The 26,277-nt window shown below is 71.8% G+C and carries 19 protein-coding genes; 6 read left to right on the forward strand and 13 right to left on the reverse strand.

Annotated features, from left to right (window positions below; all coding sequences use genetic code 11):
* Positions 1-128: 128 nt before the first annotated feature.
* Positions 129-1,139, forward strand: coding sequence for a malate dehydrogenase (locus tag GQQ95_RS10015; RefSeq protein ID WP_157427529.1), 1,011 nt, complete (start codon positions 129-131; stop codon positions 1,137-1,139).
* Positions 1,140-1,186: 47 nt separating this feature from the next.
* Positions 1,187-1,357 (forward strand): HPP family protein, encoded by a 171-nt coding sequence (locus GQQ95_RS10020; RefSeq protein ID WP_157427530.1) that lies wholly within the window; start codon positions 1,187-1,189, stop codon positions 1,355-1,357.
* Here the strand turns inward: GQQ95_RS10020 and GQQ95_RS10025 are convergent.
* Positions 1,335-2,120: a TetR/AcrR family transcriptional regulator gene (locus tag GQQ95_RS10025; protein ID WP_157427531.1), complete on the reverse strand. Its 786-nt coding sequence runs from the start codon at positions 2,118-2,120 to the stop codon at positions 1,335-1,337. The genes GQQ95_RS10020 and GQQ95_RS10025 overlap by 23 nt on opposite strands.
* Before the next feature lie 76 nt (positions 2,121-2,196).
* Here GQQ95_RS10025 and GQQ95_RS10030 point away from each other — a divergent pair, with 76 nt between their 5' ends.
* Together GQQ95_RS10030 and GQQ95_RS10035 are read left to right on the forward strand one after the other, a co-directional pair.
* Positions 2,197-3,297 carry an ATP-binding cassette domain-containing protein gene (locus tag GQQ95_RS10030; protein ID WP_157427532.1) on the forward strand — a complete coding sequence of 367 codons (1,101 nt, stop codon included), beginning with the start codon at positions 2,197-2,199 and terminating at the stop codon, positions 3,295-3,297.
* Positions 3,294-4,127, forward strand: coding sequence for an ABC transporter permease (locus GQQ95_RS10035; protein ID WP_157427533.1), 834 nt, complete (start codon positions 3,294-3,296; stop codon positions 4,125-4,127). Before GQQ95_RS10030 ends, GQQ95_RS10035 begins: the two co-directional genes overlap by 4 nt.
* Positions 4,128-4,204: 77 nt before the next feature.
* On the opposite strand, the gene GQQ95_RS10040 is transcribed toward GQQ95_RS10035, so the two are convergent.
* The 7 genes from GQQ95_RS10040 to GQQ95_RS10070 all read right to left on the reverse strand — a co-directional run bounded on the left by GQQ95_RS10040 (position 4,205) and on the right by GQQ95_RS10070 (position 15,828).
* A complete protein-coding gene (locus GQQ95_RS10040; RefSeq protein WP_157427534.1) occupies positions 4,205-6,346 on the reverse strand; it encodes an acyl-CoA dehydrogenase family protein in 2,142 nt (713 codons plus the stop codon).
* A 203-nt stretch (positions 6,347-6,549) separates the two neighbouring features.
* On the reverse strand, positions 6,550-6,951 hold the full coding sequence (locus GQQ95_RS10045) for a DUF7144 family membrane protein (protein WP_157427535.1): 402 nt from the start codon (positions 6,949-6,951) through the stop codon (positions 6,550-6,552).
* Between the two features lie 136 nt (positions 6,952-7,087).
* Positions 7,088-9,118 carry a DNA helicase RecQ gene (gene recQ / locus GQQ95_RS10050; protein ID WP_157427536.1) on the reverse strand — a complete coding sequence of 677 codons (2,031 nt, stop codon included), beginning with the start codon at positions 9,116-9,118 and terminating at the stop codon, positions 7,088-7,090.
* A gap of 45 nt (positions 9,119-9,163) precedes the next feature.
* Entirely contained in the window at positions 9,164-9,811 is a 648-nt protein-coding gene (locus tag GQQ95_RS10055; protein ID WP_157427537.1) for a copper resistance CopC family protein, read from the reverse strand.
* Positions 9,811-10,509, reverse strand: a complete 699-nt coding sequence (locus GQQ95_RS10060; RefSeq protein WP_157427538.1) for a YcnI family copper-binding membrane protein — start codon at positions 10,507-10,509, stop codon at positions 9,811-9,813. The genes GQQ95_RS10055 and GQQ95_RS10060 overlap by 1 nt, the downstream gene beginning before the upstream one ends.
* 124 nt (positions 10,510-10,633) lie before the next feature.
* On the reverse strand, positions 10,634-11,245 hold the full coding sequence (locus tag GQQ95_RS10065; protein ID WP_157427539.1) for a hypothetical protein: 612 nt from the start codon (positions 11,243-11,245) through the stop codon (positions 10,634-10,636).
* A 71-nt stretch (positions 11,246-11,316) separates the two neighbouring features.
* A complete protein-coding gene (locus GQQ95_RS10070) occupies positions 11,317-15,828 on the reverse strand; it encodes an ExeM/NucH family extracellular endonuclease (protein ID WP_246205368.1) in 4,512 nt (1,503 codons plus the stop codon).
* Positions 15,829-16,200: 372 nt separating this feature from the next.
* Between GQQ95_RS10070 and GQQ95_RS10075 the strand changes: the two genes are divergently transcribed.
* A complete protein-coding gene (locus GQQ95_RS10075) occupies positions 16,201-17,127 on the forward strand; it encodes an EamA family transporter (RefSeq protein WP_246205369.1) in 927 nt (308 codons plus the stop codon).
* A gap of 23 nt (positions 17,128-17,150) precedes the next feature.
* Here GQQ95_RS10075 and GQQ95_RS10080 read toward each other — a convergent pair whose 3' ends face one another.
* A complete protein-coding gene (locus GQQ95_RS10080) occupies positions 17,151-19,691 on the reverse strand; it encodes a DEAD/DEAH box helicase (protein ID WP_425482567.1) in 2,541 nt (846 codons plus the stop codon).
* 409 nt (positions 19,692-20,100) lie between these two features.
* Here GQQ95_RS10080 and GQQ95_RS10085 point away from each other — a divergent pair, with 409 nt between their 5' ends.
* Positions 20,101-22,161, forward strand: a complete 2,061-nt coding sequence (locus tag GQQ95_RS10085) for a hypothetical protein (RefSeq protein ID WP_157427542.1) — start codon at positions 20,101-20,103, stop codon at positions 22,159-22,161.
* A gap of 19 nt (positions 22,162-22,180) precedes the next feature.
* On the opposite strand, the gene GQQ95_RS10090 is transcribed toward GQQ95_RS10085, so the two are convergent.
* The 4 genes from GQQ95_RS10090 to GQQ95_RS10105 all read right to left on the reverse strand — a co-directional run bounded on the left by GQQ95_RS10090 (position 22,181) and on the right by GQQ95_RS10105 (position 26,238).
* Entirely contained in the window at positions 22,181-22,969 is a 789-nt protein-coding gene (locus GQQ95_RS10090) for a DUF1353 domain-containing protein (RefSeq protein ID WP_170297037.1), read from the reverse strand.
* Between the two features lie 41 nt (positions 22,970-23,010).
* Positions 23,011-23,931 carry an AEC family transporter gene (locus tag GQQ95_RS10095; protein ID WP_157427544.1) on the reverse strand — a complete coding sequence of 307 codons (921 nt, stop codon included), beginning with the start codon at positions 23,929-23,931 and terminating at the stop codon, positions 23,011-23,013.
* A gap of 207 nt (positions 23,932-24,138) precedes the next feature.
* Positions 24,139-24,915: a hypothetical protein gene (locus GQQ95_RS10100; RefSeq protein WP_157427545.1), complete on the reverse strand. Its 777-nt coding sequence runs from the start codon at positions 24,913-24,915 to the stop codon at positions 24,139-24,141.
* Positions 24,916-25,248: 333 nt separating this feature from the next.
* Positions 25,249-26,238 carry an aldo/keto reductase gene (locus tag GQQ95_RS10105; protein WP_157427546.1) on the reverse strand — a complete coding sequence of 330 codons (990 nt, stop codon included), beginning with the start codon at positions 26,236-26,238 and terminating at the stop codon, positions 25,249-25,251.
* Between the last annotated feature and the right edge of the window lie 39 nt (positions 26,239-26,277).

The following is a 26,277-nucleotide window of genomic DNA, read 5'->3' on the forward strand; positions in this document are numbered from 1 at the left end:
CGCGGCGGCCGGGCCCGCAGGTGCCGCGCCGCGGGCGACCGGCGATGTACCAGCGGCGGCAGCGGCAGCGGCGGCAGCGGCCGCTCGGCAGCCGGTCGCGGAGGCGCGGCGCGGCGTAGGCTCGGTGCATGAGTGCGAGACCGGTCACCATCACCATCACGGGCGCGGGCGGACAGATCGGCTACGCCCTGCTCTTCCGCATCGCGTCGGGCGCGATCCTCGGCCCCGACGTGCCGGTTCGCCTGAACCTCCTCGAGATCCCGCAGGGCCTGCGCGCAGCAGAGGGCGCCGCGCTCGAGCTGCAGGATGCCGCCTTCCCGCTGCTTCGCCAGGTCGAGGTCTACGACGACGCGACGAAGGCCTTCTCGGGCGCGAACCTCGCGCTCCTCGTCGGCGCCCGTCCGCGAACGGCCGGCATGGAACGCGGCGACCTGCTCGCGGCCAACGGCGGCATCTTCGGACCGCAGGGCGCGGCGATCAACGCCGGCGCGGCCGACGACGTCCGCGTCGTGGTCGTCGGCAACCCCGCCAACACCAACGCCCTCATCGCCGCATCCCACGCCCCCGACGTCCCGGCCGGCCGATTCACGGCGCTCACGAGGCTCGACCACAATCGCGCCCTCGGGCAGCTCGCCGCGACCCTCGGCTCGACGGTCGGCTCGCTCCGGGACGTCACGATCTGGGGCAACCACTCCGCGACGCAGTTCCCGGATGTCTCGCACGCGACCATCGACGGCGAGTCGGTGCCGAACCTGCTCTCCGCCCGCCTCGGCGGAGCCGACGCCGCCCGCGAGTGGCTCGTCGACAGCTTCATCCCGCGGGTGGCCAAGCGCGGCGCCGAGATCATCGAGGTGCGCGGCTCCTCGTCCGTCGCCTCGGCGGCGAGCGCGGCGATCGACCACATGCGCGACTGGGTGCAGGGCACGCAGCACGGCTGGACGAGCGCGGCGGTCGTCTCCGACGGGTCCTACGGCGTCCCCGAGGGGCTCGTCTCCTCGTTCCCCGTCGAGTCCGTCGAGGGCGAATGGCGCATCGTCCAGGGCCTGGACCTCAGCGCCTTCGCGGAGCATCGCATCGCGGCATCCGTCGGCGAACTGGCGGAGGAGCGCGACGCGGTCCGCGAGCTCGGGCTCATCTGAGCCGGCGGGGTGCCGGCGGCTCCGTTTCGCCGACGTAGGCTTGCGGCATGGCCAATTCCCTCACGCCCGCACGCCGCAAGCAGCTCATCATCGGTCTCGTGATGGGCATCGTCGTGGGCGTGGTCATCAGCCTGTTCACGGGCTTCTGGCTCTGGCTCGGAGCCGGCGTGGTCATGGGCCTCGCGACCGGCGCCATCATGAAGCCGCCGACGGAGTAGTGCGCTCCCGCACGTAGACCTCGATGCCGTCGATCACGCGCTCGAGCCCGAATCGGAAGCTGCGTTCGGGGTCCGAGGCGGAGCCGTACTCCTCACCGGCCGCGGTGCCGACCCGACCCGAGATCGGGTAGCGCGACGAGTCCATGATCTCCTCGAGGATCGGCGCATTGCGCTCCCACCACTGCTCGTCGGTCTCGGCGACGGCGCGGTGCAGCCGCTCGGCGTCGAGGTAGGCGCGGGCGGGCCCGCTGACGTAGCCCGTGATGAGCGTGACGACCTGGTCCATGTCGAGGTCGCTGAGGCCAAGGCCGTCGATCGCACGGAGGCTCCACTCCCAGCGATCCGAGACGTTCGGGCCGAGCGGCGGCCGGCTCGTGTCGATCGAGAGCAGCCACGGATGCCGCAGGTATTCGTTCCAGGCGAGGTGGGCGATCTGCGCGAGCCGCTCGCGGAGCGAGCCCTCGAGTTCGGGCAGCGCCTGCTCGCCCGCGACCCGGTCGACCATCAGGTCGATGAGCTCGGCCTTGCCCGGCACGTAGGTGTAGACCGACATGGTCTTCAGACCGAGCCGCTCGGCGATGCGCCGCATCGAGAGCGCCTCGACGCCCTCGTCATCGGCGAGTTCGATCGCCGCGTCGACGACCGAGTCGACGTTCAGGCGCTGCTTCGGGCCGCGTGAGCCCACCGGGTCGCCGAGCCGATCGCGCCAGAGCAGGCGGAGGGTGCGATCGGGCTCGCCTCGCCCGGTGGACTGGGTCGACATGCAGGCCAGCATACATTCTCCGTATGGTGTACGGTTAACGCTCGCAACGCCGTACACCATACGATGAAAGGGAACGATGTCTCGACCGGTTCCATCCCATCCCGCCCTCGAGGCTGTCGGGCTTCGCAAGCGCTTCGGCAAGAGCACGGCCCTCGACGGGTTCGACCTGCGGGTCGCCGCGGGCACCGTTCACGGCCTCCTCGGCCCCAACGGCGCCGGCAAGACCACCGCCGTGCGCTGCCTCACCACCCTCACCGACCTCGACGAGGGCACCGCCGCGATCGACGGCATCGACGTCCGCCGCGATCCTGCCGCGGTGCGCGAGCGCATCGGGCTCGTCGGCCAGTTCCATGCGGTCGACGAGGCCCTCACCGCGCGGCAGAACCTCATGCTGTTCGCGCGGCTCAGCGGCCTCTCGAAGCCGCGTGCGCGGACACGAGCCGACCAGCTGCTCGAGTCCTTCGCGCTGACGGATGCCGCGAGCCGCGCGGTCTCCGGATTCTCCGGCGGGATGCGTCGACGGCTCGACATCGCGTCGAGCCTCGTGCTCACCCCGGCGATCCTCTTCCTCGACGAGCCCACGACCGGACTCGACCCGCGGGGCCGCGCGACCGTCTGGCAGGCCGTGCGCGAGGTCGCCGCACTCGGGACCACCGTGCTCCTCACGACCCAGCTGCTCGACGAGGCCGACCAGCTCGCCGACCGCGTGAGCGTGATGGACCACGGCCGCGTCATCGCCGAGGGCACACCGACCGACCTCAAGCGACGACTCGGCGGCGACCGGATCACCGGGCGATTCGCGGTCGGCGACCTCGATCGGGCTGCCGCCGTCGTGGCCGCCGCCGTCGACTCGGAGGCATCCGTCGATCGCGATGCGCTCAGCGTCACGGTCGAGGTCGTCGACGGGTCGGCCGCGCTCGCACCGATCGTGCGCGCACTCGACGCCGACGGGCTCCTCGTCGAGGACCTCTCGCTGCGTCGGCCGACGCTCGACGAGGTGTTCCTGCACCTGACCGGCGCGCCCTCCCCGGTCGAACCGATCGAACCGACCGGACCGACCGGACCGACCGGACCGACCGGACCGACCGAGCCGGCCGAGCGCCGAGCCGAGCCCGCACTGCCCGCCGGACCGGCGGGCGTCGCCGACCCCGCAGCATCCGACCTGGAGGCACGATGACCACCACTCCCAGCTCCATCACCGCCCCCGCCGGCCTGCGCGACAGGCGGTCGAACGCCCTGCGCGAGGGCTGGCTCATCGCCGGACGCGATCTCCTGCACTGGGTACGCGAGCCGTGGGGCCTCGTCTTCGGCCTCGCGTTCAACATCATGCTGATCCTGCTGTTCGGCTTCCTCTTCGGCGGCGCCATCGAGGTGCCGGGGGGCGGCGACTACATCGCGTTCCTGCTCCCGGGCATGTTCGCGCTGACGATGCTCTTCGGGCTCGAGGGCACGATGACCGCCATGGCCGAGGACGCGAAGCGCGGCATCACCGATCGCTTCAGGTCGCTGCCCATCTCCAGCGCCTCCGTCGCGCTCGGTCGTGCCCTCGCCGACCTCGCGAACTCCGCGCTGAGCCTCGCCGTGCTCATGGTCGGCGGTCTCCTGATCGGCTGGCGGCCGACCACCGGCCCCGCCGAGATCGCGCTCGGCATCGCGCTGCTGCTCTGGCTGCGGTTCGCGCTGCTCTGGCTCGGCATCTTCCTCGGCCTGAGCTTCCGCGGCACGGGTGCGACCACGGCCGTGCAGGTGCTCGTCTGGCCGGTCGGATTCCTCTCCACGGTCTTCGTCTCGGCCGAGACGATGCCCGGCTGGCTCGGGGTCATCACCACGTGGAACCCGGTGTCCGCCACGGCGACCGCGGCGCGCGAGCTGTTCGGAAACCCCACCGGCGTCACGAGCGGATGGATGGCCGAGAACGCCGTGCTCGCGGCATCCGCCTGGCCGCTCGTGATCACCCTCGTGTTCCTGCCGCTCACGGCGACGGCCTACCGGCACCTCCGGCGCTAGCCGGACGACACCGACAGGCGGTGCGCATGACGAAGGCCGGGCCCCGTTCGGGACCCGGCCTTCGTGTCGTCGGGCGACTAGCGCTTCGGGCTCTTCTCCACGGTGGGCAGCGTGCCGTCGGCGCGCTTGGCCGCGTAGTAGGCGCGTGCCTCGTCCTGGCGCTCCTGCTCGGCGCCCGAGGCGATCTTCGCGCGCAGGTGTTCGGGGCCGTAGCCGAACGCGTCGACGAGGTCCTGCGCGTGCGGACGCAGGCGCTCGATGAGCCGGTCGATGTACGCCGTGACCGACTGCGCCCGCTTCGGCGAGAGGCGGCCGTTGATCAGGTACCAGGCGGCGTGCTGCTCGATGAGGCCGAGGCCGAAGAGGTCGCGGACCCAGGTCAGCACCTGCTTGGTCTCGGGATCGGCGACCTTGTCGAGGCCGCGCGTGAACGCCTCCCACTGCAGGAGCTCGGCATGCGCACGCGCAGCCTCGATGAGCTCGTTCTGGTTGCGGTTGAACAGCGCCGCACCCTCGACCTTCGAGAGCTTGCGGGCCTCGCGAAGGCGCCCGGCGATCTCGGCCACCATCGTCTCGACGCGGTCGGTCAGCATCGAGCGCTGCGTGTCGGTGTCGCGGAGTTCCGCGACGGATCGGGCCGTCGAGCCGAGGTCGGCGATGTTCTGGCCGAGGCGGCGAAGGCCGGTGCCGTGGTACGCGCGCTCCGCGGTCTGGGAGACGACGTAGCGGGCCATGGCCCCGACATCCGCCTTCGCGAACTGCTTCGAGTAGTCGGTGAGCAGCCGCTTGGCGACGAGCTGCAGCAGCACGTTGTTGTCGCCCTCGAAGGTCACGTAGACGTCGAGGTCATGCCGGAGGCCGACGAGCCGGTTCTCCGCGAGGAAGCCCGAACCGCCGCAGGCCTCTCGCGCCTCCTGCAGGGTCTCGAGCGCGTGCCACGTCGACAGCGGCTTCAGCGAGGCGGCGATGGTCTCGAGGTCCTGGCGGTCGTCGTCGGTGTCGGCGGCACCCGAGAAGACGGCGTCGAACTTCACGAGGAACTCGTCGTGCGCGAAGACCTGCGCATACGTCGTCGCGAGCTTGGGCAGCAGACGGCGCTGGTGACGCTGGTAGTCGAGCAGCACCTCTTCGTCGGTCTCGCTCGCGGCGTTGAACTGGCGACGCTGGTTGCCGTAGGTCACGGCGATCGCGAGGGCCATGGCGGATGCCGCGGTCGCCGCGCCGTCGAGGGAGACGCGGCCCTGCACGAGCGTGCCGAGCATGGTGAAGAAGCGCCGACCGGGGCTCGCGATCGGGCTGGAGTACGTGCCGTCCTCGGCCACGGAGCCGTAGCGGTTCAGCAGGTTCTCCCGCGGCACGCGCACGTTCGTGAAGTGCAGCCGGCCGTTGTCGATGCCGTTCAGGCCGCCCTTCAGGCCGTCGTCCTCACCGCCGATGCCCTTCAGGAAGGCGCCCTTGGCGTTGCGGAGCGGCACGTAGAACGCGTGCACGCCGTGGTTCACGCCCTTGGTGATGAGCTGCGCGAACACGACCGCCGCGGTGCCGTGCACGGCCGCATTGCCGAGGTAGTCCTTCCACGCACCGCGGAACGGCGTCTCGATGACGAACTGCTGCTTCTTCTCGTCGAACGTGGCCGTCGTGCCGATGGAGGCGACGTCGGAGCCGTGGCCGGTCTCGGTCATGGCGAACGCGCCGGGCACCTTCAGCGACATGATGTCGGGCAGGAAGGTCTCGTGGTGGTACTCGGTGCCGAGGTGCAGCACCGCGGAGCCGAAGAGGCCCCACTGAACGCCGGACTTGATCTGCAGGCTCGGGTCGGCGACGACGAGCTCCTCGAAGGCCGCGATGTTGCCGCCGTGGTCGTCCTGTCCGCCGAGGGCCTTCGGGAACGCCCGATGCACGGCGCCCTGGTCGACGAGGATCTTCAGCTGCCCGAGCACGCGCTCGCGGTGCTCCTCCTTGGACTGCCCCTCGATGCGCTGCAGGTCGGGGTGCGCGGCGCGCGTGCGCGCCTCGAGGCGGATGTCCGCCCAGGTTCCGAGCAGCTGCCGCCCGAGCGACTCCACGTCGATGCGCGGCGCCGTCGGACGGGCGGGCGCCGGAGGAGCCTGGATCGGTGCGTCGGCCGCATCGCGTGCGGGCCGCGCGGGGACCGTGGCGCGGGCCGTCGTTTCGGTCTTCGCGTCGGTCTTCGTGGTGCGGGATGCCGTGTCAACCATCGTCGGTCTCGTCCTTCGTGTGGAGCGGATCAGCTTATTCCAACGTAAGTCGGGCCCCGCGACGACGGAAGCGCTGCATCCGGCGCCTACAAACAGGCCGCGCAACGACTCTCAGGCGACTGTGGTGATGCTACAAATCCGCCGCCACCGCGTTGTGATCTTCACACCACCGGTGTGGCTGTCCGCCGCGGATCGCGAGGGAGTCACGCCCGGAAGAACTGGCTCGCCGCCTTCGTCCAGAGCAGCAGGACCACGATGAGCGAGACCAGGATGCTGAGCCACTCGCCGATCGGGTTGCCCATGTTCGCCACGGCGATGAACAGCGAGGAGATGATGGACAGCACCTGCACCACGGTGACGATCAGGCGCGCCGCCATGTTGCCCGAGAGCAGGCCCGCCGCCACGATCACCGTGATGACGCCGAGGATGATCGAGACGATCGCGGCCGTGTACACGGTGCCGGCGCCGCCGAGCTCGGGCGCGATCGCGATGCCACTGGCTTGCAGGAGCATGATCGTGCCGACCACGATGTCGACCGCCCCCGAGAGCCACGCGATGACGGCGACGATCGTGACGCCGGCCGGACGAGCGGTGTGTTGTGCCATGACGACCTCCGAGCTCAACCGGGAACGACGGACGGCCCCCGCAGGACGATCGTAGCGAGCGGCACGCCCGGAGTGGGGGATGCCGCGGACGATTCGTCCGCGGCATCCCCACGCAGGCCGATGGGCTGCGCGGAGGTCAGCCCGCCGTCACGACGCGGATGAGCGCCTCGCCGTAGGCCTCGCGCTTCTTCGCGCCGATGCCCGAGATGCCGTCGAGCGAGGCGACCGAGTCTGGTCGCTCGGTGGCGACCGCCCTGAGGGTCGCATCGCCGAACACGATGTAGGCGGGAACGCCCTGCTCGCGCGCCTCGGCCGCACGCCAGGCTCGGAGCGCCTCGAAGAGCTCGACGTCGGCCGGGCTCAGGTCGGCCGTGACCGCCGCGGCCTTGGCCGTGCGCCGCGTGGTGGGCCGTTCGGGCTCGGCACGCAGCATGACCTTGCGCCGGCCCGCGAGCACGTCGGCCGAGGCCTCCGTCACCGAGATGGTGCCGTACTCGCCGTGCGTGGCGAGCAGGCCCTGGGCGAGCAGCTGCCGGGTGACCCCGCGCCACTGCTGCTCGGAGAGGTCGGCGCCGATGCCCCAGGTCGAGATCGTGTCGTGCCCGTACTGGGTGACCCGCGGCGTCTGCTTGCCGCGCAGGATGTCGATGAGGTGGCCGGCTCCGAAGCGCTGCCGCCGTTCGCGCTCGAGGCGCACGATCGTCGACATGAGCTTCTGCGCCGGCACGGTGCCGTCGAGCGCGGTCGGCGGTTCGAGGCAGGTGTCGCAGTTGCCGCAGGCCTCGCTCGGCTGGCCGAAGTAGGCGAGCAGGTTCTGCCGCCGGCACTCGACGGTCTCGCACAGGGCGAGCATGGCATCGAGGTGCGAGGCCAGGCGGCGACGGTGCGCGAGGTCGCCGGGGCTCTCGTCGATCATGCGGCGCTGCTGCACGACGTCCTGCAGGCCGTAGGCGAGCCACGCCGTGGCCGGGAGTCCGTCTCGACCCGCTCGACCGGTCTCCTGGTAGTAGCCCTCGACCGACTTCGGAAGGTCGACGTGGGCGACGAAGCGCACGTCGGGCTTATCGATGCCCATGCCGAACGCGATCGTCGCGACCACGACGACCCCGTCTTCGCGGAGGAAGCGTTCCTGGGTGCGACGGCGCACCGCCGCGTCGAGGCCGGCGTGGTACGGCAGCGCGTTCACGCCGTTCTGCGAGAGGAACGTCGCGAGCTTCTCGGTGCTCGCACGCGAGAGGGCGTAGACGATGCCCGCGACGGGCGTGCCCTCGGCGTCGACGCCCTCGGTGCGCACGAAGTCGAGGAGCTGCTTGCGCACCTCGACCTTGGGTGCGATGCGGTACTGGATGTTGGGGCGATCGAAGCTCGAGACGAAGTGCCGCGCACCCTCGAGCGAGAGCCGGCTCGTGATCTCGCGGTGGGTGGCCTCGGTCGCGGTCGCGGTGAGGGCAATGCGGGGCACGTCGGGCCACAGGTCGGCGAGCTCGGAGAGCGCGAGGTAGTCGGGGCGGAAGTCGTGCCCCCACTGGGCCACGCAGTGCGCCTCGTCGATCGCGAACAGGGCGATGCGCCCCTTGGCGAGGAAGCGCTTGGACGCCTCGGAGTTCAGTCGCTCGGGTGCGATGTAGAGCAGGTCGAGCTCACCGGCGAGGTAGGCCCGCTCGACCTCCGCACGCTCGAACGCCTGCTGGCTCGAGTTGAGGTAGGCCGCGCGCACGCCGTTGCGCACGAGCGCGTCGACCTGGTCGTGCATGAGCGCGATGAGCGGCGAGACCACCACCCCCGTGCCCTCGCGGAGGAGGGACGGGATCTGGTAGCAGAGGCTCTTGCCGCCGCCGGTGGGCATGAGCACCACCGCGTCGCCGCCGCCGGCGACCTGGGCGATGATCTCGGCCTGCTCGCCGCGGAAGGCGTCGTACCCGAAGACCGTGTGCAACGCCTCGGCTGCGGAGTCGAACCTGGCCGGCGCGACGCCGGCCGGGCCCGTGAAGCCGCGTGCGGCTCGGGCGCCGCCGGCGGGCCCGCCACTCGTCGGGGCGACGGCGGGCGGCGGCTGCCACCCGTCGTCGGCGGGAGGCGCCCAGGCGTCATCGGGCGGCGGGGCGAACTCGTCGGGATCCCAGGGGACGTCGTCGTAGGCGTCGAAGGGTTCGGGATTCCGGCTCACCCGTCGAGTGTAACGAGCGCTCCCGACAGGTGAGCCGGATCATCCTCAGGCCCGGCGACGCACCGCCAGCCACGTGACGACTCCGGCCGCGACGGCGACGAGCACGCCGCCGCCGAGCCAGAGCAGGTCCGTCGGGACGGAGGCGGCGGCATCGGTCTCGGCCCCGCCCTCGTCGCCCGCGTCGCCGGCCGTGCCGCCGTCGGGTTCCGTGGCGGGCGCCGCGTCGCCGCCGCAGGCGGGCGCGTCCGTGCCGGTGCCGAGGGCCACCCCGTCGGCGGGCTGCCAGTCGAAGGCCCACTCCCCCGAGATCGGGTGGCCGTCGGTCGAGACGACCTGCCAGGTCACCGTGTACGTGCCCGGTTCGCCGAGATCGACGGCCGCCGCCGCGGAGGCGCCGTCGATCACGGCGCATCCGTCGCCGTAGTACAGCCCGTCGGGGCCGCGCACGAGCATCGCGGCGCCCGTGCCGAGGTCGAGCAGGTCGTCGTTCGTCACGAGCGAGACCTGACCTGGCTGCTGGGTCACGACCTCTCCCTCGGCGGGCGTCGTCGAGATGACCGAGTTGTGCGCCGACGCCGATATCGCCGGCACGGAGACGAGCAGGGCGGATGCCGCGACCACCGCCGCGGCGCCGAGGATGCCGCGGACGCGGCGTCCGGATGCCCCGCTCCGCGCAGGGCGCTGCGCGCGCATCACGCGTCCTTGCGGGGGCGACGCGCGGCGAGCGCGAGCACGATGCCCACGACGCCGACCGCGAGACCGCCGATGCCGAGGACTCGTGCGACGGTGTCGCTCGAGTCCGTCGCGGCTTCCGCAGCCCCGTGCTCGTCCTTGGCGGCATCGGCGTCCTCGGTCGAGGCGCCGTGTCCGTGGCCGTCTGCCGCGTCCTCGGTCACGGTGATGGCCGGCGCCGGGTGCTCGGGCTCGGCCTCACCCTCGACCGTGGGCTCGTTCCAATTGGTCTCGCCGGTCTCGCAGGTCTGGAGCACGGGGAACTCGAGCGTCGTGCCCGCGGCATCCTCCGGCAGGTGGACCTGGAGCGCGATCGTGTCGCGGTAGCCGTCGGCGACCGGCGTGACCGCGGTGTAGACGACCTGGCTCGTGCGATCGCCCTCGGCCACCTTCTCGATGGTCCAGTTCGGGTTCAGCGTCGGCGAGACGCTCTCGATCTCCTCGGGCATCTCGAAGGTGAGCTGCGTCGTGGGCGACGCCTCGCAGCCGTGTCCGAACGCGAAGGTCAGGACGCTGTAACTGCCGGCGGCGGTGTCGCTCGGCGTGACGGTGACGTGGGCGCTCGCGGCCAACGGGGCGGCGAGGGCGAGGACGGCTCCGCCGACGAGGGCGGTGGTCGTCATCGCGAGGGTGCGTACGCGGGGGGTGCGGAAGTTCATGACAGCGGAATCCTCTTCGTGGGGTGCGTCGACGACCGATCGGCCGGCGTGCGCGTTGCAGGTGATTCGGAGCCGTCGTCCGTGCAGGTTGCGAGCGCGTGCTGCAGGCGGGGTCACGAGGACCTCAGACGACGGCGACGACCTGCGGCGGCCCACGGTGCCGCATCGTGGAGAGGTGGAGCAGGCCCGCAAGGGCGCGCGGCTCGGCGAACCGCGACGACGAACGCGAGGGCATGAGCCGCGCGGGCGCCTCGACGTCGAGCACCGGAGCCCCGCGGATGACGGCGCCCACGGCGAGCACCATCGCGCGCAGGGCGGCGTGCAGCGCGGCATCGCCACGCCGGATCGCGACCACCGTGACGACGACGGCCGCGAGGTGGGTCGCGAACATCGACGCGTCGTAGGCGAACGGGGCCGCGGATGCCGCGACGGGCGGCAGTTCGATGAGGTGGTGGTGCCCGGCGCCGCGCACGGCGGGCGCGGCCGAGGCACCCTGCACGGAGTACAACGCGTGCAGCGCGAACTGCGTGACGCCGACGGCGATCACGGTGCGCACCGCCGACAGGCGGGCGCCCACGACGGCGATGCAGAGGAGCGCCGAGAAGGCGAACGACAGGCCGACGGCCAGCGCCCCGGGCGCGGATCCGCCGCCGAGGGTGTGCGAGAGGGCGGCGACGAACGTCGCGAAGGCGGCGATCACGCCACCGCGTGCGACGCGGGCCCACCTCGAGGTCATGCGCACCAGCCTAGACGAGCGGCAGGCACGCCGAAGGGCGGCGGGCACGAGGCCCACCGCCCTCCGTCGACTCACCAGGCCAGGACTGGGATCTGGAACATCCGCGAGTCCGTGTACGGCTCGGCGCCGTCGAACTCGGCCCGCAGCAGGTGGATGCCGCGCGACAGCTTCGGCACCGTGATGCTCACGCGGCCGTTCTTCGTCTCCGCCGTCAACTCGACGGTCCCGACGAGCTTCGAGCCGTCGAACACCGAGACGGTGCCGATGGGCTTCGAGCCGTCGAGCGCGATCACCTGCGCCTTGTACGTCACGGAACTTCCCGCGCGAACGAGCAGCGAGTTGGGCGCACCGATCGTGACCGTCGCGACCGGAGCCGGGGGCTCGGTCACGTCGGCGACCGTGATCGGGACGTCGACGCTGGTGCCCGTCGAGGCGACCGAGATCGTCAGGGCGGTGGCGCCCTCGACACCCTCGGGGATGGTCACGGCGAGCGAGGCCCGGCCGCCCTCATCCGTGGTCGGCACCGAGGTGCGGTCGACGGGAGCCGTGCCGAGCACGGTGTCGCCGATGGAGACCGTGACCTCGCCCGCGGCGACCTCGTTGGTGCTGAAGTCGAGCGAGCTGATCGCGAGCTGCAGCGTCTCACCGGGCACGTAGGCGACGCCGTCGGCGGGGGCCGGGAGCACGAGGCCCACGGACCGCTGGGCGGTGTCGGGGCTCGCGACCTGGTTGGCCTTGAACCAGTCGACCATCGCCTGCAGGTCGACCTTGCCCGTGTCCGCCCGGTTCGTGCCCTTGGCCAGGGTGGCGAAGTTGTCGCCGCCGCCCGCGAGGAACGAGTTGGCCACGACGCGGTACTCGGCATCGGGGTCGAGCTCGACCCCGTCGAGCGTCACGTGCGTCACGTGCGATCCGGCCGGCGCGGTCGGGTCGTAGACGACCTCCAGTCCGGCGTTCGTGCCGAGCTTCAGGAACGGACGGGACGCCCCGGCCGGCTGCCACTGCTCCTCGAGCACCTGCTTCACCTGGCTGCCCTTGAGCGTCAGCGTGAACAGCGTGTTCGCGAACGGCTGCACGTTGGCCGCTTCACGGTAGGTGAGGTTGCCGTCGGGATCTCCGGCACCGGTGCTCGCGAACTTCAGGTCGGTCCGCATGCCGCCCGGGTTCATGAACGCGATGTCGGCGGCACCGTCCTGCTGGGCGGCCCAGAGCTGGACGTCGGCGACGAAGTTGCCGACGGTCGACTCGGCGCCGCGCGCCTCGACGAGCACCGGATTGCCCGCTGCATCCTTGCCCGGCATCTGGCCGCGGTTGAAGTCGGCGGTGATCTCGCCGACCTTCACCGCGCCGAGCACGTCGGCCTCGGCCTTGGCCTTGGCGACGAGCGCCGCGACGGCGGGGTCGGCCGGGTAGAGCGCCTTCGCCGGCACCGGCGGGTTGGTCGTGGCGGGCGACATGAGCGGCTTCAGCTCGTTCGTGATCGAGACGAGTTCCTTCGTCTTGCCGTCGACCTCGATCTTCATGAGGCCGAACTGCTCGCCGTACTGGCCGGCCGAGACGACCGGGCGGCCGTCGACGACGTGGTTGTAGGGGAGGTGCGTGTGCGCCGAGACGATCGCGTTCACCTCGGGCGAGACACCCGCGACGATCTGGCCGAACACCGATCCGTCGGTCACGCTGGCCGCATCGGCCGTGGCCGCGCCCTCGTGCACGAGCAGGATGAGCACGTCGGCCTCGCCGTTGTCGGGATTGCCGTCGGTGAGGTTCTCGGCCTGCGCGTTCACCGAGGCGACGATCGGACGCACGTCGAGCTCGGCGATGCCGGTCGGGCTGACGAGCGACGGGAGCTCCTCGGTGACGGCTCCGATGAAGCCGACCGTGACGCCCTCGAAGGTGTCGGTGTAGTACGGCGCGAGCGCCGTCTCATCGGTGCCCTTGAGGAACACATTCGAGCTGATGTACTCGAAGTCGGCCTCGGCCTGCACGCGATCGCGAAGATCGGCCCAGCCCGCGTCGAACTCGTGGTTGCCGGCCGCGCTCACGTCGAGGCCCGCGAGGTTCAGCGCCTCGATGGTCGGCGAGTCCTGCTGGATGAACGAGGTGAACGTCGAGGCGCCGATGAGGTCGCCCGCCGCGGCGAACACCGTGTTCGGGTTCTCGGCGCGGACGGCGGCCGCCGCTCCCGCGAGGACCGCGGCGCCGGCTGCCGGTGCGGCCTGCTCGATGCGCCCGTGGAAGTCGTTGATCGTCATCACGCTGATGTCGACGACGTCGGTGAGCTCATCGGTGTCGAGGCCGATGACGGTCGGATCGTGGTCGCTGGACCGGAAGACGGATCCCTCGTCGGGAGCGCCGTTGTCGTACTGGCGATCGCTCCACTCGGGCGAGTTGATCGCCCAGGTGCCCACGCCCGTGACGCCCTGCACCGCCGCGGCGTTGCCGAGCGAGTGGTCGAGCGAGCCGAGCTCGCCGTCGAACGTGTAGGTGTACTGCCCGTCGGTCAGCTCGGGCACCAGGTCGGTGTAGCCGGCATCCGTCAGGACCTGGATCGGGTCCTCCTCGGCGTACGAGTTGAAGTCCCCGAGCAGGAGCACCTCGCCCACCTCGTCGGCGAACGTGTCGGCCAGCGTCAGGAGCGAGTTCGCCTGGGCGACGCGGTCGGCGTTGAAGAAGCCCTGGCCGTCGGCCGGCTGCGTGCCGGAACCGCTCTTGGACTTGAAGTGGTTGGCGATGACCGAGAAGTCATTGCCGTTCGGCAGTTCGAAGGCCTGGCCGATGGGCTCGCGGGCATTGCCCCAGACGCTCTCGTCGAGCACCGTCTGCGCCTCGCCCTTCGGCGTGACGGCGGCGGTCCGGTAGATGATCGCGCTCTGGATGAAGTCGGTGGTCGCGGCCGTCAGCTCGGACGGCGTGCGGACGTAGTCCCAGACCTCGGAGCCCGCGGCCTCGTTGAGCGCGGCGACGAGCGTGGCCGTGGCCTCGTCGCGCGTCTCGCCGAGCTTGAACGAGTTCTCGATCTCCTGCAGTGCCACGACCTCGGCATCGAGTGCCGTGATCGCGGCGACGATCTTCTTCTCCTGGAGGGCGAACTCCTCGGCCGTCGCGGCGCCGCGCGCATTGGCGTTCTCGCTCGAGAGCGTCGTGAAGTAGTTGAGCACGTTGAACACGCCGACCTGGATGTCGCCGCCGACGGCGGGCGGGGTCTCGGGGCGGGGGTTCAGGATCTCGAACGTGGGCTTGACCGACGCCGGGCTCGCGCTGTCGATCGGCGCGGTCGGCTGCAGGCGCCACGCGTTGAAGCCGTAGCTCAGGACGAACGGCGTCGCGGGCAGGATCACGCGGTCGCCGTTGCGGACGACCTGCTCCTCCGTGAGGTACGGCTGGTCCTCGGGGTGGGCGTCGGAGGTGACGGCGCTGTTCCAGCCGTCGTCGAGCACGAGCAGGCGGCCGCGGTTGGCGACGGCGAGGGCGTTCGCCTCGGCGCCGGCGTCGAGGGTCTCGGTGCTCTTCACGGGCAGCGAGTCCCCGGCCGCGAGCCAGAGCGATCCGTAGTTGTAGACCTCGTGCGTGCTCGAGAGCAGGTAGGAGCCGGTCGGAGCGACGAGCATGCTCTCGAGCGCCTCGCGCGCGTCACCGACGAGCGTGTCGGGCAGCGGCTGGGCCTCGGGGAGGCCGGCGGCCGCGGTCACGACCTCGACGCCCTCGGCGTCCGTCGTGATCTCGGTGAGGCCGAAGTACTCGCTGACGGAGCCGGTGACCCGGACGAGGTCGCCGACCGCCCCGACCGCGGGCATGCCGAAGACGAAGACGCCGTCGGAGACGCCGGGCGTGGTGTCGGCGCCGGCGGTCTGGATGGTCACGCCGTTGTAGCCGCCAGTGCGGTAGTCGGCGGTGATGACGCCCTCGACGGTCACGAGCTGATCGACCAGCGGGCTGGTGCCGGTGGCGCCCTGGACCTCGGCGATCGTCGCGCTGACGGGGTCGGGGTCGGGCTCGGGGTCGACGACCGCGCCGGAGTTCTGCGGCGTGGGGGTCGCGCTGAAGCTGAAGTCCGCCGAGTTGACGTCGGTGTCGACGCCGCCCGTGCGGGAGATGCTGCCGGGGGTCGAGTTGCTGCCGGTGTAGGCGGCCACCGCGCCCTCGAAGTTCGAGGAGGTGCCGTAGCCGACGTAGTCGACCACGTTGGCGGCGTTCACGATGGAACCGGTGCCGGGGTTGAAGGCCGTCGCGACGTTCGCGAGGAACAGCGAGCCGGCGGTGCCGCTCGGGGCCACGTCCTTGGAGACGTCGGGCGTGGGCAGCGCGGCGCCCGTGGTGCCGTTGCTGTTCAGCCCGACGAGGAAGTACCCCTTCGCCGGGATGGACTTGCTGAGCTCGACGACGCCGGTCGACGGGCCCGTGCTCCCGGCCGAGCGGTACTGCAGCGACCAGCCCGCGAGCGAGACGGCCTCGTTCGTCGGGTTGTAGAGCTCGACGAACTTGTTGAGGTACGGCTGGTTGGCGCTGCCGCCGCGCGCGTACACCTCGTTGATCACCACGCCCGAGCCGTCGGTCGCGGCGAGCGCGGGTGGCGCCCCCAGCATTCCGACGATCAATGCCCCGGCGGCTGTGGCCGCTACGGCGGACAGGCGTTGGACGGTACGACCACCCTGCATGACGCTCTCCTGTGTCGTTCGCTCGTGACGTTCGCGCTCGGGTTGCACGAGGCGAACATGCCCCCGACCGGAGGCCACTTCGCGCGTCAGCCTATGTTTCGGCTCGGCGTCTGCCAAGAGGTTCCGGCGAATGAGGGCCCTGATTTCACATGCCGTTCACGGATGCCGCGCAGGCGAGCACGACGGCCGAATCCGCCTGCTCACATGAGCAGATTTGGGCCGGGGCTTGCGTTCCCCGCTGCAGGGGGATCGTGCACTGGCGAGCGTGCCCGCGCCACCCGCTCACTACGATGGGACCTCGTGCTGACCGCCGTCTTCTCGCTCACGGGCGCGCTTGTGTTCGGCGCCGCGGACTTCCTCGGCGGGCTCGCGGCCAAGCGCGTGAGCGCCCTCCTCGCAACGGCGGTCGCCGGCCTGGCGGGCTTCGTGCTGCTGGGGGTCGTCGCGCTGCCCCTGCTCGGCGGGGAGTGGACCGCCGACGACGTGCTCTGGGGCGCGATCTCGGGCGTGATCGGATGCATCGGCATCGGACTGCTCTACGCGTGCCTCGCCATCGGGCCGATGAGCATCCTCTCCCCCACGACCGCGGTCGCCTCGGCGATCGTGCCGGTCGTCTGGGGACTGGTGTTCGCCGGCGAGCGCTTCGGCGCGGTCGGATACTGGGGCCTCGGCCTGGCACTGGTCGCGGTGCTGCTCGTCGGGTTCGTCCCGGAGCGCGGCGCCGTGCGGCCCTCGCTCCGCGGCGTCCTCATGGCCGTCGGCTCGGGAGCCGCCATCGGCGGCTTCTACATCGCGATCGACCAGACCTCCGACGAGAGCGGCATGGTCCCGCTCGTGGTGAACCGCGGCGTCGGCGCCGTGGTCATGTTCACCGCCCTCGGCGTGGTCGGCGTGCTCGCCGCCGTGCGCGCACGGGGTCGGGCCGTCGCGGGCGTCCCGACGGGCGGTGCGCCCGAAGCCGAGCGGATGCCGCGGCGAGACCGGCAGACCCTCGCCGGCGGCATCCGACTGGCCATCGCCTGCGGCGTGGTCGACGCGACCGCGAACGTGCTGCTGCTCCTCGGCATCCGCGCGGGCGACCTGTCGATCGCGGCCGTGCTGGCGGCGATGTACCCGGCCGGCACGATCCTGCTCGCCGCGCTCGTGCTGCGCGAGCGCATCGCCCCCGTGCAGTGGGCCGGGCTGGTGCTCGCCCTGGCCGCGGCGGCCATGCTCGCCGTCGCCTGAGCGGCAGCCGCGACATCCGCGGGCTAGAGACGGACGACCTCGGTCACGTGCACGATCGCCGTGCCCTCCTCGGCGGACGCCTCGAGGTCGACCTCCGCGCGGATCCGCCAGTCGTGGTCGCCCGCCGGGTCGTCGATGGTCTGCTCGACGCGCCAGATGCCGCTCGCGGCATCCGTCACGTCGATGGTCACGAGTCGCGGCGAGCGCGCCGCCGCGCCCGTGAGGATCTCGTCGTGCTCGGCGTAGTAGCGGTTCAGCGCGTCGGGCCAGAGCTCGCCCGGGTCGAGCAGCTGGAGCTCGTCGTCGTGGTCGAGCGCGGCCAGCTGCACTCGGCGGAAGAGCTCGTTGCGCACGAGCACGGTGAACGCGCGGCGGTTCGACACGACGCTCGGCGGCGCGGGCGGGACGACGGCGGCCTCGTCCTCAGGCAGGTGCGCGGTCGGGTCGACCATCTCGTTCCACTCGTCGACGAGGCTCGAGTCGACCTGGCGCACGAGCTCGCCGAGCCACTCGATGAGGTCGAGCACCTCCTCGGTCTTCGCGTCGTTCGGCACGGTCTGGCGCATCGCCCGGAACGCGTCTGAGAGGTAGCGCAGCACGAGCCCCTCGCTGCGGGCCAGCTGGTAGAACGAGACATATTCGCCGAAGGACATGCTGCGCTCGAACATGTCGCGCACGACCGACTTGGGCGAGAGCTCGAAGTCGCGAACCCACGGCTGGCTCGACGCGAAGGTCTCGAACGCCTGGGCGAGCAGCTCGTCGAGGGGCTTCGGCCAGGTGACCTGCTCGAGCAGTTCCATGCGCTGGTCGTACTCGATGCCCTCCTGCTTCATCGCCGCCACCGCCTCACCGCGCGCCTTGAACTGCTGCTGCGAGAGGATCGGCCGCGGGTCGTCGAGCGTCGACTCGATGATGCTGACCACGTCGAGGGCGTAGTGGCCGGTCCCGATGCCCGTGCCGGCATCCGCCTCGGGGTCGAGCAGGTCGATCGCGGCGAGCGCGAACGGCGACAGCGGCTGGTTCAGGGCGAAGTTCGGCTGCAGGTCGACGGTGAGCGCGATGCGCACGCCGAGTCCGCCGGCGCGCCGGTCGGCGGTGAGCTCCACGACGCCGGCGTCGGCGAGCGTGCGCAGGATCTCGAGGGCGCGGCGGGCGAGCTCGAACCGGCGCGGCCTCGGCTCGTGGTTGTCGAAGACGAGCGAGCGGATGCCGCCGACGACGTCGCCGCCGCGACCGATGACGTTGATGAGCATCGCCGCCGTGAGCTTCAGCTGGGGGGTGAGCGGCTCGGGCTCGGCGGCCACGAGACGGTCGAACGAGCCCTCGCCCCACGTGATCTGGCCGGCGGGGGCCTTCTTGCGCACGATGCGCTTGAGCTTCTTCGCGTCGTCGCCCGCCTTGCGCACCGAGACCTCGTTCTCGATCTCGTGCTCGGGTGCGAGCACGACCACGGTGCCGGCGGTGTCGTACCCGGCGCGCCCCGCCCGGCCGGCGATCTGGTGGAACTCTCGGGCGCTCAGCTGCCGCATCTTCTGACCGTCGAACTTCGCGAGCGCCGTGATGAGCACCGACCGGATGGGAACGTTGATGCCCACGCCGAGGGTGTCGGTGCCGCAGATCACGCGAAGCAGGCCGCGCTGCGCGAGCGTCTCGACGAGGCGGCGGTACCGCGGCAGCATGCCGGCGTGGTGCACGCCGATGCCCGAGCGAACGAGGCGCGAGAGGGTCTTGCCGAACGCGGTCGTGAACCGGAACCCGCCGATCGCCTCGGCGATCTCGTCGCGCTGCTCGCGCGTCACGACCCGGATCGAGGACAGCGCCTGCGCCCGCTCCATGGCGGCCGCCTGCGAGAAGTGCACGATGTAGACCGGCGCCTGCCGGGTCTCGAGCAACTCCTCGACCGTCTCCTGCACGGGCGTCTTGGCGTACGAGTAGTGCAGGGGGACCGGGCGCTCCACGCCCGTGACGCGGGCCGTGGGCCGACCGGTGCGGCGCTCGAGGTCCTCCGCGATGGCGGTGACGTCGCCGAGCGTGGCGGACATCAGGACGAACTGCGCCCGCGGCAGGAGCAGCAGCGGCACCTGCCACGCCCACCCGCGGTCGGGATCGCCGTAGTAGTGGAACTCGTCCATGACGACCTGGTCCACCTCGGCGTCGGCGCCGTGGCGGAGCGCGAGGTTCGCGAGGATCTCGGCCGTGCAGCAGATGATCGGGGCATCGGGGTTCACGGAGCTGTCGCCCGTGACCATGCCGACGTTCGCGGCCCCGAAGATCTCGGCGAGCTGGAAGAACTTCTCGCTCACGAGCGCCTTGATCGGCGCCGTGTAGTACGTGCGACCGCCGTCGGCGACGCAGGCGGCGTGCGCGGCGACCGCGACGAGCGACTTGCCGGTGCCCGTGGGCGTCGAGAGGATGACGTTCGCTCCCGAGACGATCTCGATGACGGCCTCGTCCTGCGCCGGATAGAGCGGGAGCCCGCGGTCCTCGGCCCACCCGACGAACGCGTCGTACATGGCATCGGCGTCGTACGGTCGCGGCACGCGGTCGAGCAGGGGCTGGGTCACCCGTACGAGTCTGCCCTACGCGGCCGTGGGCGCCCTGCGCGGGACAACCCGGGAAAAGGGGGAGCCGGCCTGCGGCGCGATTTCGGGTCGCGCCGCCGGCCGGCTCACGATCGTCGCCGCGGTGACAGTTCCCCCCTGCGGTCCGCGCCGTTCGATCGAGGTCAACGCTACGAGGACCTCGGATGCCGCGCCTCAGTGCCAGCCCTGAGATGCGTCGCCCGCGACGAGCCGGGGCCGAGGCGCGGCATCCGCTCGAGGCATCCGCGGGCGACCGGTCGCGGCATCCGACCCGCTCCGAGCTCAGTGCAGGCCCGGAATTCCGCGGATCTCGCTTGTCGGCGCCGATCGCGCAGCGCTAACGTTCGCATCATCCCCGCACCACTCGTGCATGCGAAGCCAGGAGGACCCCATGCGGATCTCGGAGTTGACCGAGGCCGGCGCCGTCGAGGAGCACCCCGACGGTTCGTACGACGTCGCGCTCGTGCTCGTGCACGGCATGGGCGCCGCCTACCGCAGCCAGATCCTGCTCGAGTGGGCCGAGCCGCTCCTCGCCCGGATGGACTGGATGGCGCGCGACCGGATCTACGGCGAGGGCGATCACGGCGTCGAGCTCGACCAGTCGAACCTCGCCGGCGACGAGCCGGTCATCACGGCGACCGTGCGGTTCCCGAAGCGGCGCCCGCCCGGCACCCCCGAGAACGCCCCGACCATCACCGTGGAGCGCAAGATCGCGATCGTGGAGGCGCGCTGGTCGGAGGCGTTCGTGCCGCTCGGCCGGGCGCAGATCTTCCGGTGGGCGGCCCCGTTCATGTGGCGCGCGTTCCTGCGGATGCTGCGACTGTTCTGGTCGACCATGTTCCTGGTGCCCTGGTACACCCTGGTCGAGCACACCCGTACGGAGCGGAAGTACCTCGTGTTCCCGCATCCGATCACCTTCGTGCTCGACCTCGTGCGCGCGGTGCTCGGCTTCGCGCTCTACGTGCCGATCGCGGTCTTCATCCTGCTGCTGGCCACGGTGCTGACACCGATCCTCCCGCTCATCAGCCCGCTGCTGCTCATCCCGTGGTTCAAGGACCTCGCCGCCGGGGTCATCGACTCGCTCGCGGAGTCGATCGGCGACGTCACGGCCTGGAAGGAGACGCCCGTGCGGGCGAGCGCGATGCGCCTCATCGTGCGCGACGCCGTCTCCCGGGCGAAGTCGCTCGTCGGCGACGGCGACGTGCACGTGTTCGCGCACTCGCAGGGCGCCGCCGTCTCGACCTTCGCCCTCTTCGAGGAGATGGAGCCGTCGGACTTCAACGTCCGGCACCTGACCACCGTCGGCGCGGCGGTGACCCTGCTCGGCCGCGACCAGTGGCGCGGTCGCACCGACCCGTACACGCCGGTGCAGAACTGGCTCGCCCGGCGCACGTTCGACCCCGACCACCCCGTCTCGTGGTCCAACCACTGGGCCATCTGGGATCCGTTCTCGGCCGGTCCCATCGCCGACGACTCCCGCAAGGCGCGGCAGCGCTGGCGGGCCTCGTACTTCCCGCGGCTCGCAACCGACGCGTGCGGTCCCGAGGAGCACGCGGTGCACAACACCAGCCAGCCGTTCCTGGACCACTCGATGTACTTCCAGAACACGCTGCAGGTGGTCGAGCCGACGATCCGCAACCTGCTCGGCCCCGACTTCCCGGCGCCGCCGCCCGAGGTGGCCTACCTCGAGAACCGCCTCAACGTGATCAACAAGAAGTCGCTCGGCGTCAACATGGTCGCCGCGGTCGTGATCGCGGCGCTGCTGCCCGGCATCGCCGCGGCATCCGCCTTCTTCGCGTCGGTCATCACGACCGTCGCCGGATGGTTCTCGTGGGTCGTCGGCCTGTTCAACGGCGGTGCGGCCGCACCCGATGCCGCCGCATCGGTGGGGTTCCTGCACGAGCAGGGGCAGCTGACCGGATGGGGCTGGCTGATCGTCTCCGGACTGTTGGCCGCGCTGCTGGTCTGGCTCAACCAGACGCTCGCCGGCTACACCGAGCGCACGCTCATCTGGGACCGCTGCCCGCTGCCGGTCGGCGCCTGGCTCGTCGTGTCGAGCATCCCGCGCTTCCTCTACGTCGCCGCGGCGGCGGTCGTCGTCTGGGCGTTCCTCCTCCAGCAGCTGTCGCCGGATGCCGCGGGGGCCGTCTGGACGGGCGTCATCGTCCTGGCGGCCGCGATCTTCCTCTTCCTGGAACCGCGATTCGCCCCGGTTCCGGTGGTGGTCGATGCCCGCACGGATGCCGCCGACGTGCAGGCCGTCCGGGCGAACGCGGCGACACCGATGACCCTGCATGCGACGCGGGGCAGCGACGCGTACAAGAAGCACCTGAAGGACCGGCAGAAGACGCTCGACCCCCGGGGACCCTGGGCCAAGTCGTGGGCGTACCTCTTCCACGGTTGGGGTCGCAAGGCGGCGCCGGTCGTCGGTGGCGCGCCCCGTCAGGCCTGAGCCGGCCGCTTCCCGCGACTCAGCGGCTCACGGGCGGTTCCGGCTGCCCGTCGGGCGTGACGGTCGGTCGCAGCACGTCGCGCGGATCACCGCCGGCGATCACCTCGACGATCGCCTCGATGAGCCGAAGCGGCACGAGGGCGGCGAGGTGGAGGAGGAGCAGCGGTCCGAGCACGGCGAGGGATCCCGTGAGCACGAGCACGAGCGGTGCGAGGCCCCGCCACGCCACCGCCCCGAACGCGACGATCGGCACCGCGACGAGCCACCACGGGTTCCAGAACGCCGCGACGGATGCCGCGAGCACCGTCACGGCCCCGACGATCGCCTGCGCGATGAGGAGCGCCCCGGGCACTCCCCCGAACTCGCGCTCGCGGTCGGCGGAAACCCAGGCCCACATCAGCCAGGATCGGAGCAACGGCACGCGCTGCTCCCGCAGGGCGGTCCGGAAGACCCGATCGTCCTCGCGTCGCTGCGCGAGCGCCGCCCGAGGATCGTCGAGCAGCGCGGCATCCACCGATCGCTCGTCGTGGAGCACCGCGGGCGCCGACTGGCGTCCGTAGCTCGCGATGAAGCTCCACAGCCACATCGGCACCGACGCGAGGTCGGTGATGCCCGGGATGCGGGGTTCGTGCTTCTCCGGGTCGGGATCGGGAGAGCCGGGGGGCCGGGCCGACACGCGGTACCGCCGCGCGGTGACGGGGTCGACGTAGACGAACGGCGCGCGCACGTGGAACCGGTACCCGTCGGCGGGTCGCTGGGCGAGGACGAGCTCGTCGAGCGGTCGCCCGTCTTCGGTGAGGAACGGCATGCGCGATCTCCTTCGTTCGTCTGCCATCCTGCCGCGTGCGGTCAGCCGAGCAGCACCGCCACCGCGAGCAGCACCGGAACCGATGCGATCGTCGTGATGAACACCGTGTCGCGCGCCACGACCTCGGCCGTGTCGTAGCGCTGGGCGAACACGAACACGTTCTGCGCGGTCGGCAGCGCCGCGAGGACGGTGACGGCGTAGAGCTCGATCCCGTCGAGCCCGAAGGCGAACCGGCCGAGCGCCCAGGCCGCCAGCGGCATGGCGATGAGCTTCAGCCCCGAGGCGAGGAGCACGTCGCGCCGCCCGGTGCCCGGCTCGAGCAGGCGCTGCCCGTTGAGCGACAGCCCGTAGGCGATGAGCATGAGCGGCACGGCGGCATGGCCGATGAGCTCGATCGGCTCGAGCACGATCGGCGGCAGCTCGACGCCCGTGACGGCCACCAGCACGCCGAGCAGCGAGCCGACGATGATCGGATTCGTCAGGGTGGAGCGCACGATCATCCACGCCGACGTCCGCCCCTCGACCTTCGCCCCGAGCACGGCGAGCGCGACCGGCGCGAACAGCAGGAGCTGCAGGAGCACGACGGGGGCCGAGTAGGCGGCGTCGCCCAGCATGTAGACCGCGATCGGAATGCCGAAGTTGTTGCCGTTGACGTACCCGGACGCAAGGGAGCCGATGACCGTGCGCGCCACGCCGCGCCGCCAGATCGCGAGCGAGACGAGGGCGAAGAGGAGCATCATCGCCACCGCCGCGATGGCCGAGACCGGCAGCAGCACGGAGAACAGCGCCCCGACGTCGCTCGTCGCGAGCACCGAGAAGAGCAGGAAGGGCGCGAGCACGTTGAAGTTCAGCTGGGCGAGCACCGGCCGGGCGCTCGGCCCGAGGACCCCGATGCGTCCGGCGAGCCAGCCGACGAACACGGCGAGCGCGATGACGGCGAAGCCGGTGAGGATCTCGATCACGGGCGACGCCGCACGAACGGGGTGCGCTGCGACGGGGTCATCGATTCGACCCTACCGGGCGGGTCGGCGACGGGCGGGCTCGGCGACGGGCGGGCTCGGCGACGAGCGGGCTCGGCGACGGGCGGCGCAGCGGGGAACCCACGCCGGGACGGAGCGACGGGCGTCCCGCGGTGGGAACGCCCGTCGCCGTGCCACGACCGGTCGGACCTATCCGCTGCAGCCCCAGCGGTAGGTGTCGCCCACGAGCACGGGATGCATCTCGAGTCCGGTGCACGGCCCGCAGTCCTCATCACGTGGCGCCGGCGGCAGCCCGGGATAGAACTCGGCGGTGTAGGGGTTCGACCCGCTCGTGGTCTCGGCTGCGGCATCGGCGACCTCGGTGTCGGCGGATGCCGCCCCGGTGGTCCCGGCGGTCCCCGCGGCACCGGCGGCCTCGGCGGCCTCGATCTCGTCCGCGGCGAACCCCTCGGCGGACTCCGCCAAGTCCTCGTCCGCGGTCGCGGCGGCCGCTGCGGCTGCTGCTTCCACGCGAGCGGCCTCGGCAGCGGCGGCGGCCTCCGCGGCGACCCGAGCGGCCTCGGCGGCACGGTGTTCCGCGAGCGCGGTCGCCACGGTCGCGGCCTCCGCACGCAGCGCGCCGGAACCCGACCCGAGCGTCGCCGCGGACGCCCCGAGGCGCAGCGCGGTGAGCAGCTCCGAGCGGAGTGCGACGAGCGTCGCCGCCCGCCCGGGGCCGAGCTCCGCGGTCGCGGCGTCGACGGTGGCGCCCACGGCGGTCGCGGCATCCGTCGCCAGTGCCGTCGCCGCGCCGAGGCGGACGGCCGCCACGTCGATGCCGGCCGCGCCGATGCCGACGCGATCAGCCGACGCGACGAGCGCGGCCGATCTCGCACGGTCGAGCGAGGCCGCCGCCTCGGCGCTCTGCGCCTGGTGCACGACACCCAGCACGGCGACCATGAGGCCGGCGGCCACGAGCGCCGCCATGCGGCGTGCCTGCGTTCGACCCGATAGCTCGTGCGGCCCCGCCGACGATGCGATGTGTTGCGACGTGATGTCCCCCAGAGCGTTCACCCGGCATTCCCTTCCATCGATGGACGGGGTGCCGAGATCGGCGCACGCCACATCGCGCGCAGAGGGAGGGGTCCCCTGACGCGCCGTCGCGAACGCGCGACCGGGCGAGCATGCCGCCCCATCGCACCCCTGCGCTCGACATCCGCATCCGTCAGCCCCCCGCCGACACCCACAGGTGCAGCGTATCGATTCGGCGACGTCCTGTGGGGGAACGTTTGCCGCCGAGGGTCGGCGGGCGACCGGCGGCTACCAGCGGGCGTGCACCTGGGCCCGGATGTCGCGGTCGTAGAGCTCGCGCACCGCTCGGCCGAACCCGGCCGGGAGTTCGAGCGACCCGGCCGCCGCGTTCGCGCGCGCCTGCTCGGGGTTGCGCGCGCCCGGGATGACGGAGCTCACGCCGTCTTGGGCGGCGACCCACGCGAGCGCGACCCGCGCGGCCGTCGCGTCGGGAGCGGCCTCGCGTGCGAGCCGCGTGAACTCCGCCGCCGCGGCGACGCCGGTCTCGTAGTCGACGCCCGAGAACGTCTCGCCCACGTCGAACGCCTCGCCATGGCGGTTGTAGCTGCGGTGGTCGTTCGCCGCGAAGACCGTCTCGCTCGTGTACCGGCCCGAGAGCAGTCCGCTCGCGAGCGGCACGCGCGCGATGATGCCGACGCCCGCCTCGCGGGCGGCCGGCAGCACGTCGTCGAGCGGCTTCAGCCGGAACGCGTTGAGGATGATCTGCACCGACGCCACGTTCGGCCGTGCGATCGCGGTCAGCGCCTCGTCGACCCGCTCGACGCTCACGCCGTACGCGGCGATCGATCCGTCGTCGACGAGGGCGTCGAGGGCGTCGAACACCCGGTCGTCGCCGTAGACCGACGTCGGCGGGCAGTGCAGCTGGACGAGGTCGACCATGTCGACGCCGAGGTTGGCCCGCGACCGGTCGATCCAGGCGCGGAAGTGCTCGGCGGAGTAGTTCTCGTGCTCCTGCGGCAGGCGGCGGCCCATCTTCGTCGCGACGGTGACGCCGGCGTCGGGGTTCGCGCGCAGCCAGGCGCCGATGAGGGATTCGCTGCGGCCGTCGCCGTAGACGTCGGCGGTGTCGAAGAAGGTGACGCCCGCGTCGTGCGCGGCGTCGAGCACGGCGAGCGCGTCGGCCTCCTCGACGTCGCCCCAATCGGCGCCGAGCTGCCAGGTTCCGAGACCGATGACCGAGACCGAGCGGCCGGTGCGGCCGAGGGTGCGACGCTGCATGGGAGTCCTCCAGATGCGATGACGGATGCCGCGGCCGCG

It is taken from the genome of Agromyces salentinus (assembly GCF_009749395.1).
Taxonomy (GTDB): domain Bacteria; phylum Actinomycetota; class Actinomycetes; order Actinomycetales; family Microbacteriaceae; genus Agromyces; species Agromyces salentinus.

Excerpts from the sequence above, each read along its gene's own strand:
- GQQ95_RS10015 (WP_157427529.1), top strand. The coding sequence starts at position 129 with ATGAGTGCGAGACCGGTCACCATCACCATCACGGGCGCGGGCGGACAG.
- GQQ95_RS10085 (WP_157427542.1), top strand. The coding sequence starts at position 20,101 with ATGCGGATCTCGGAGTTGACCGAGGCCGGCGCCGTCGAGGAGCACCCC.
- GQQ95_RS10100 (WP_157427545.1), bottom strand. The coding sequence starts at position 24,915 with ATGGCGGCGCTCGTGGCCGCCGGCCTCATGGTCGCCGTGCTGGGTGTC.
- GQQ95_RS10020 (WP_157427530.1), top strand. The coding sequence starts at position 1,187 with ATGGCCAATTCCCTCACGCCCGCACGCCGCAAGCAGCTCATCATCGGT.
- GQQ95_RS10060 (WP_157427538.1), bottom strand. The coding sequence starts at position 10,509 with ATGAACTTCCGCACCCCCCGCGTACGCACCCTCGCGATGACGACCACC.
- GQQ95_RS10105 (WP_157427546.1), bottom strand. The coding sequence starts at position 26,238 with ATGCAGCGTCGCACCCTCGGCCGCACCGGCCGCTCGGTCTCGGTCATC.
- GQQ95_RS10065 (WP_157427539.1), bottom strand. The coding sequence starts at position 11,245 with ATGACCTCGAGGTGGGCCCGCGTCGCACGCGGTGGCGTGATCGCCGCC.
- GQQ95_RS10055 (WP_157427537.1), bottom strand. The coding sequence starts at position 9,811 with ATGCGCGCGCAGCGCCCTGCGCGGAGCGGGGCATCCGGACGCCGCGTC.
- GQQ95_RS10035 (WP_157427533.1), top strand. The coding sequence starts at position 3,294 with ATGACCACCACTCCCAGCTCCATCACCGCCCCCGCCGGCCTGCGCGAC.
- GQQ95_RS10090 (WP_170297037.1), bottom strand. The coding sequence starts at position 22,969 with ATGCCGTTCCTCACCGAAGACGGGCGACCGCTCGACGAGCTCGTCCTC.
- GQQ95_RS10045 (WP_157427535.1), bottom strand. The coding sequence starts at position 6,951 with ATGGCACAACACACCGCTCGTCCGGCCGGCGTCACGATCGTCGCCGTC.
- GQQ95_RS10025 (WP_157427531.1), bottom strand. The coding sequence starts at position 2,120 with ATGTCGACCCAGTCCACCGGGCGAGGCGAGCCCGATCGCACCCTCCGC.
- GQQ95_RS10040 (WP_157427534.1), bottom strand. The coding sequence starts at position 6,346 with ATGGTTGACACGGCATCCCGCACCACGAAGACCGACGCGAAGACCGAA.
- GQQ95_RS10070 (WP_246205368.1), bottom strand. The coding sequence starts at position 15,828 with ATGCTGGGGGCGCCACCCGCGCTCGCCGCGACCGACGGCTCGGGCGTG.
- GQQ95_RS10030 (WP_157427532.1), top strand. The coding sequence starts at position 2,197 with ATGTCTCGACCGGTTCCATCCCATCCCGCCCTCGAGGCTGTCGGGCTT.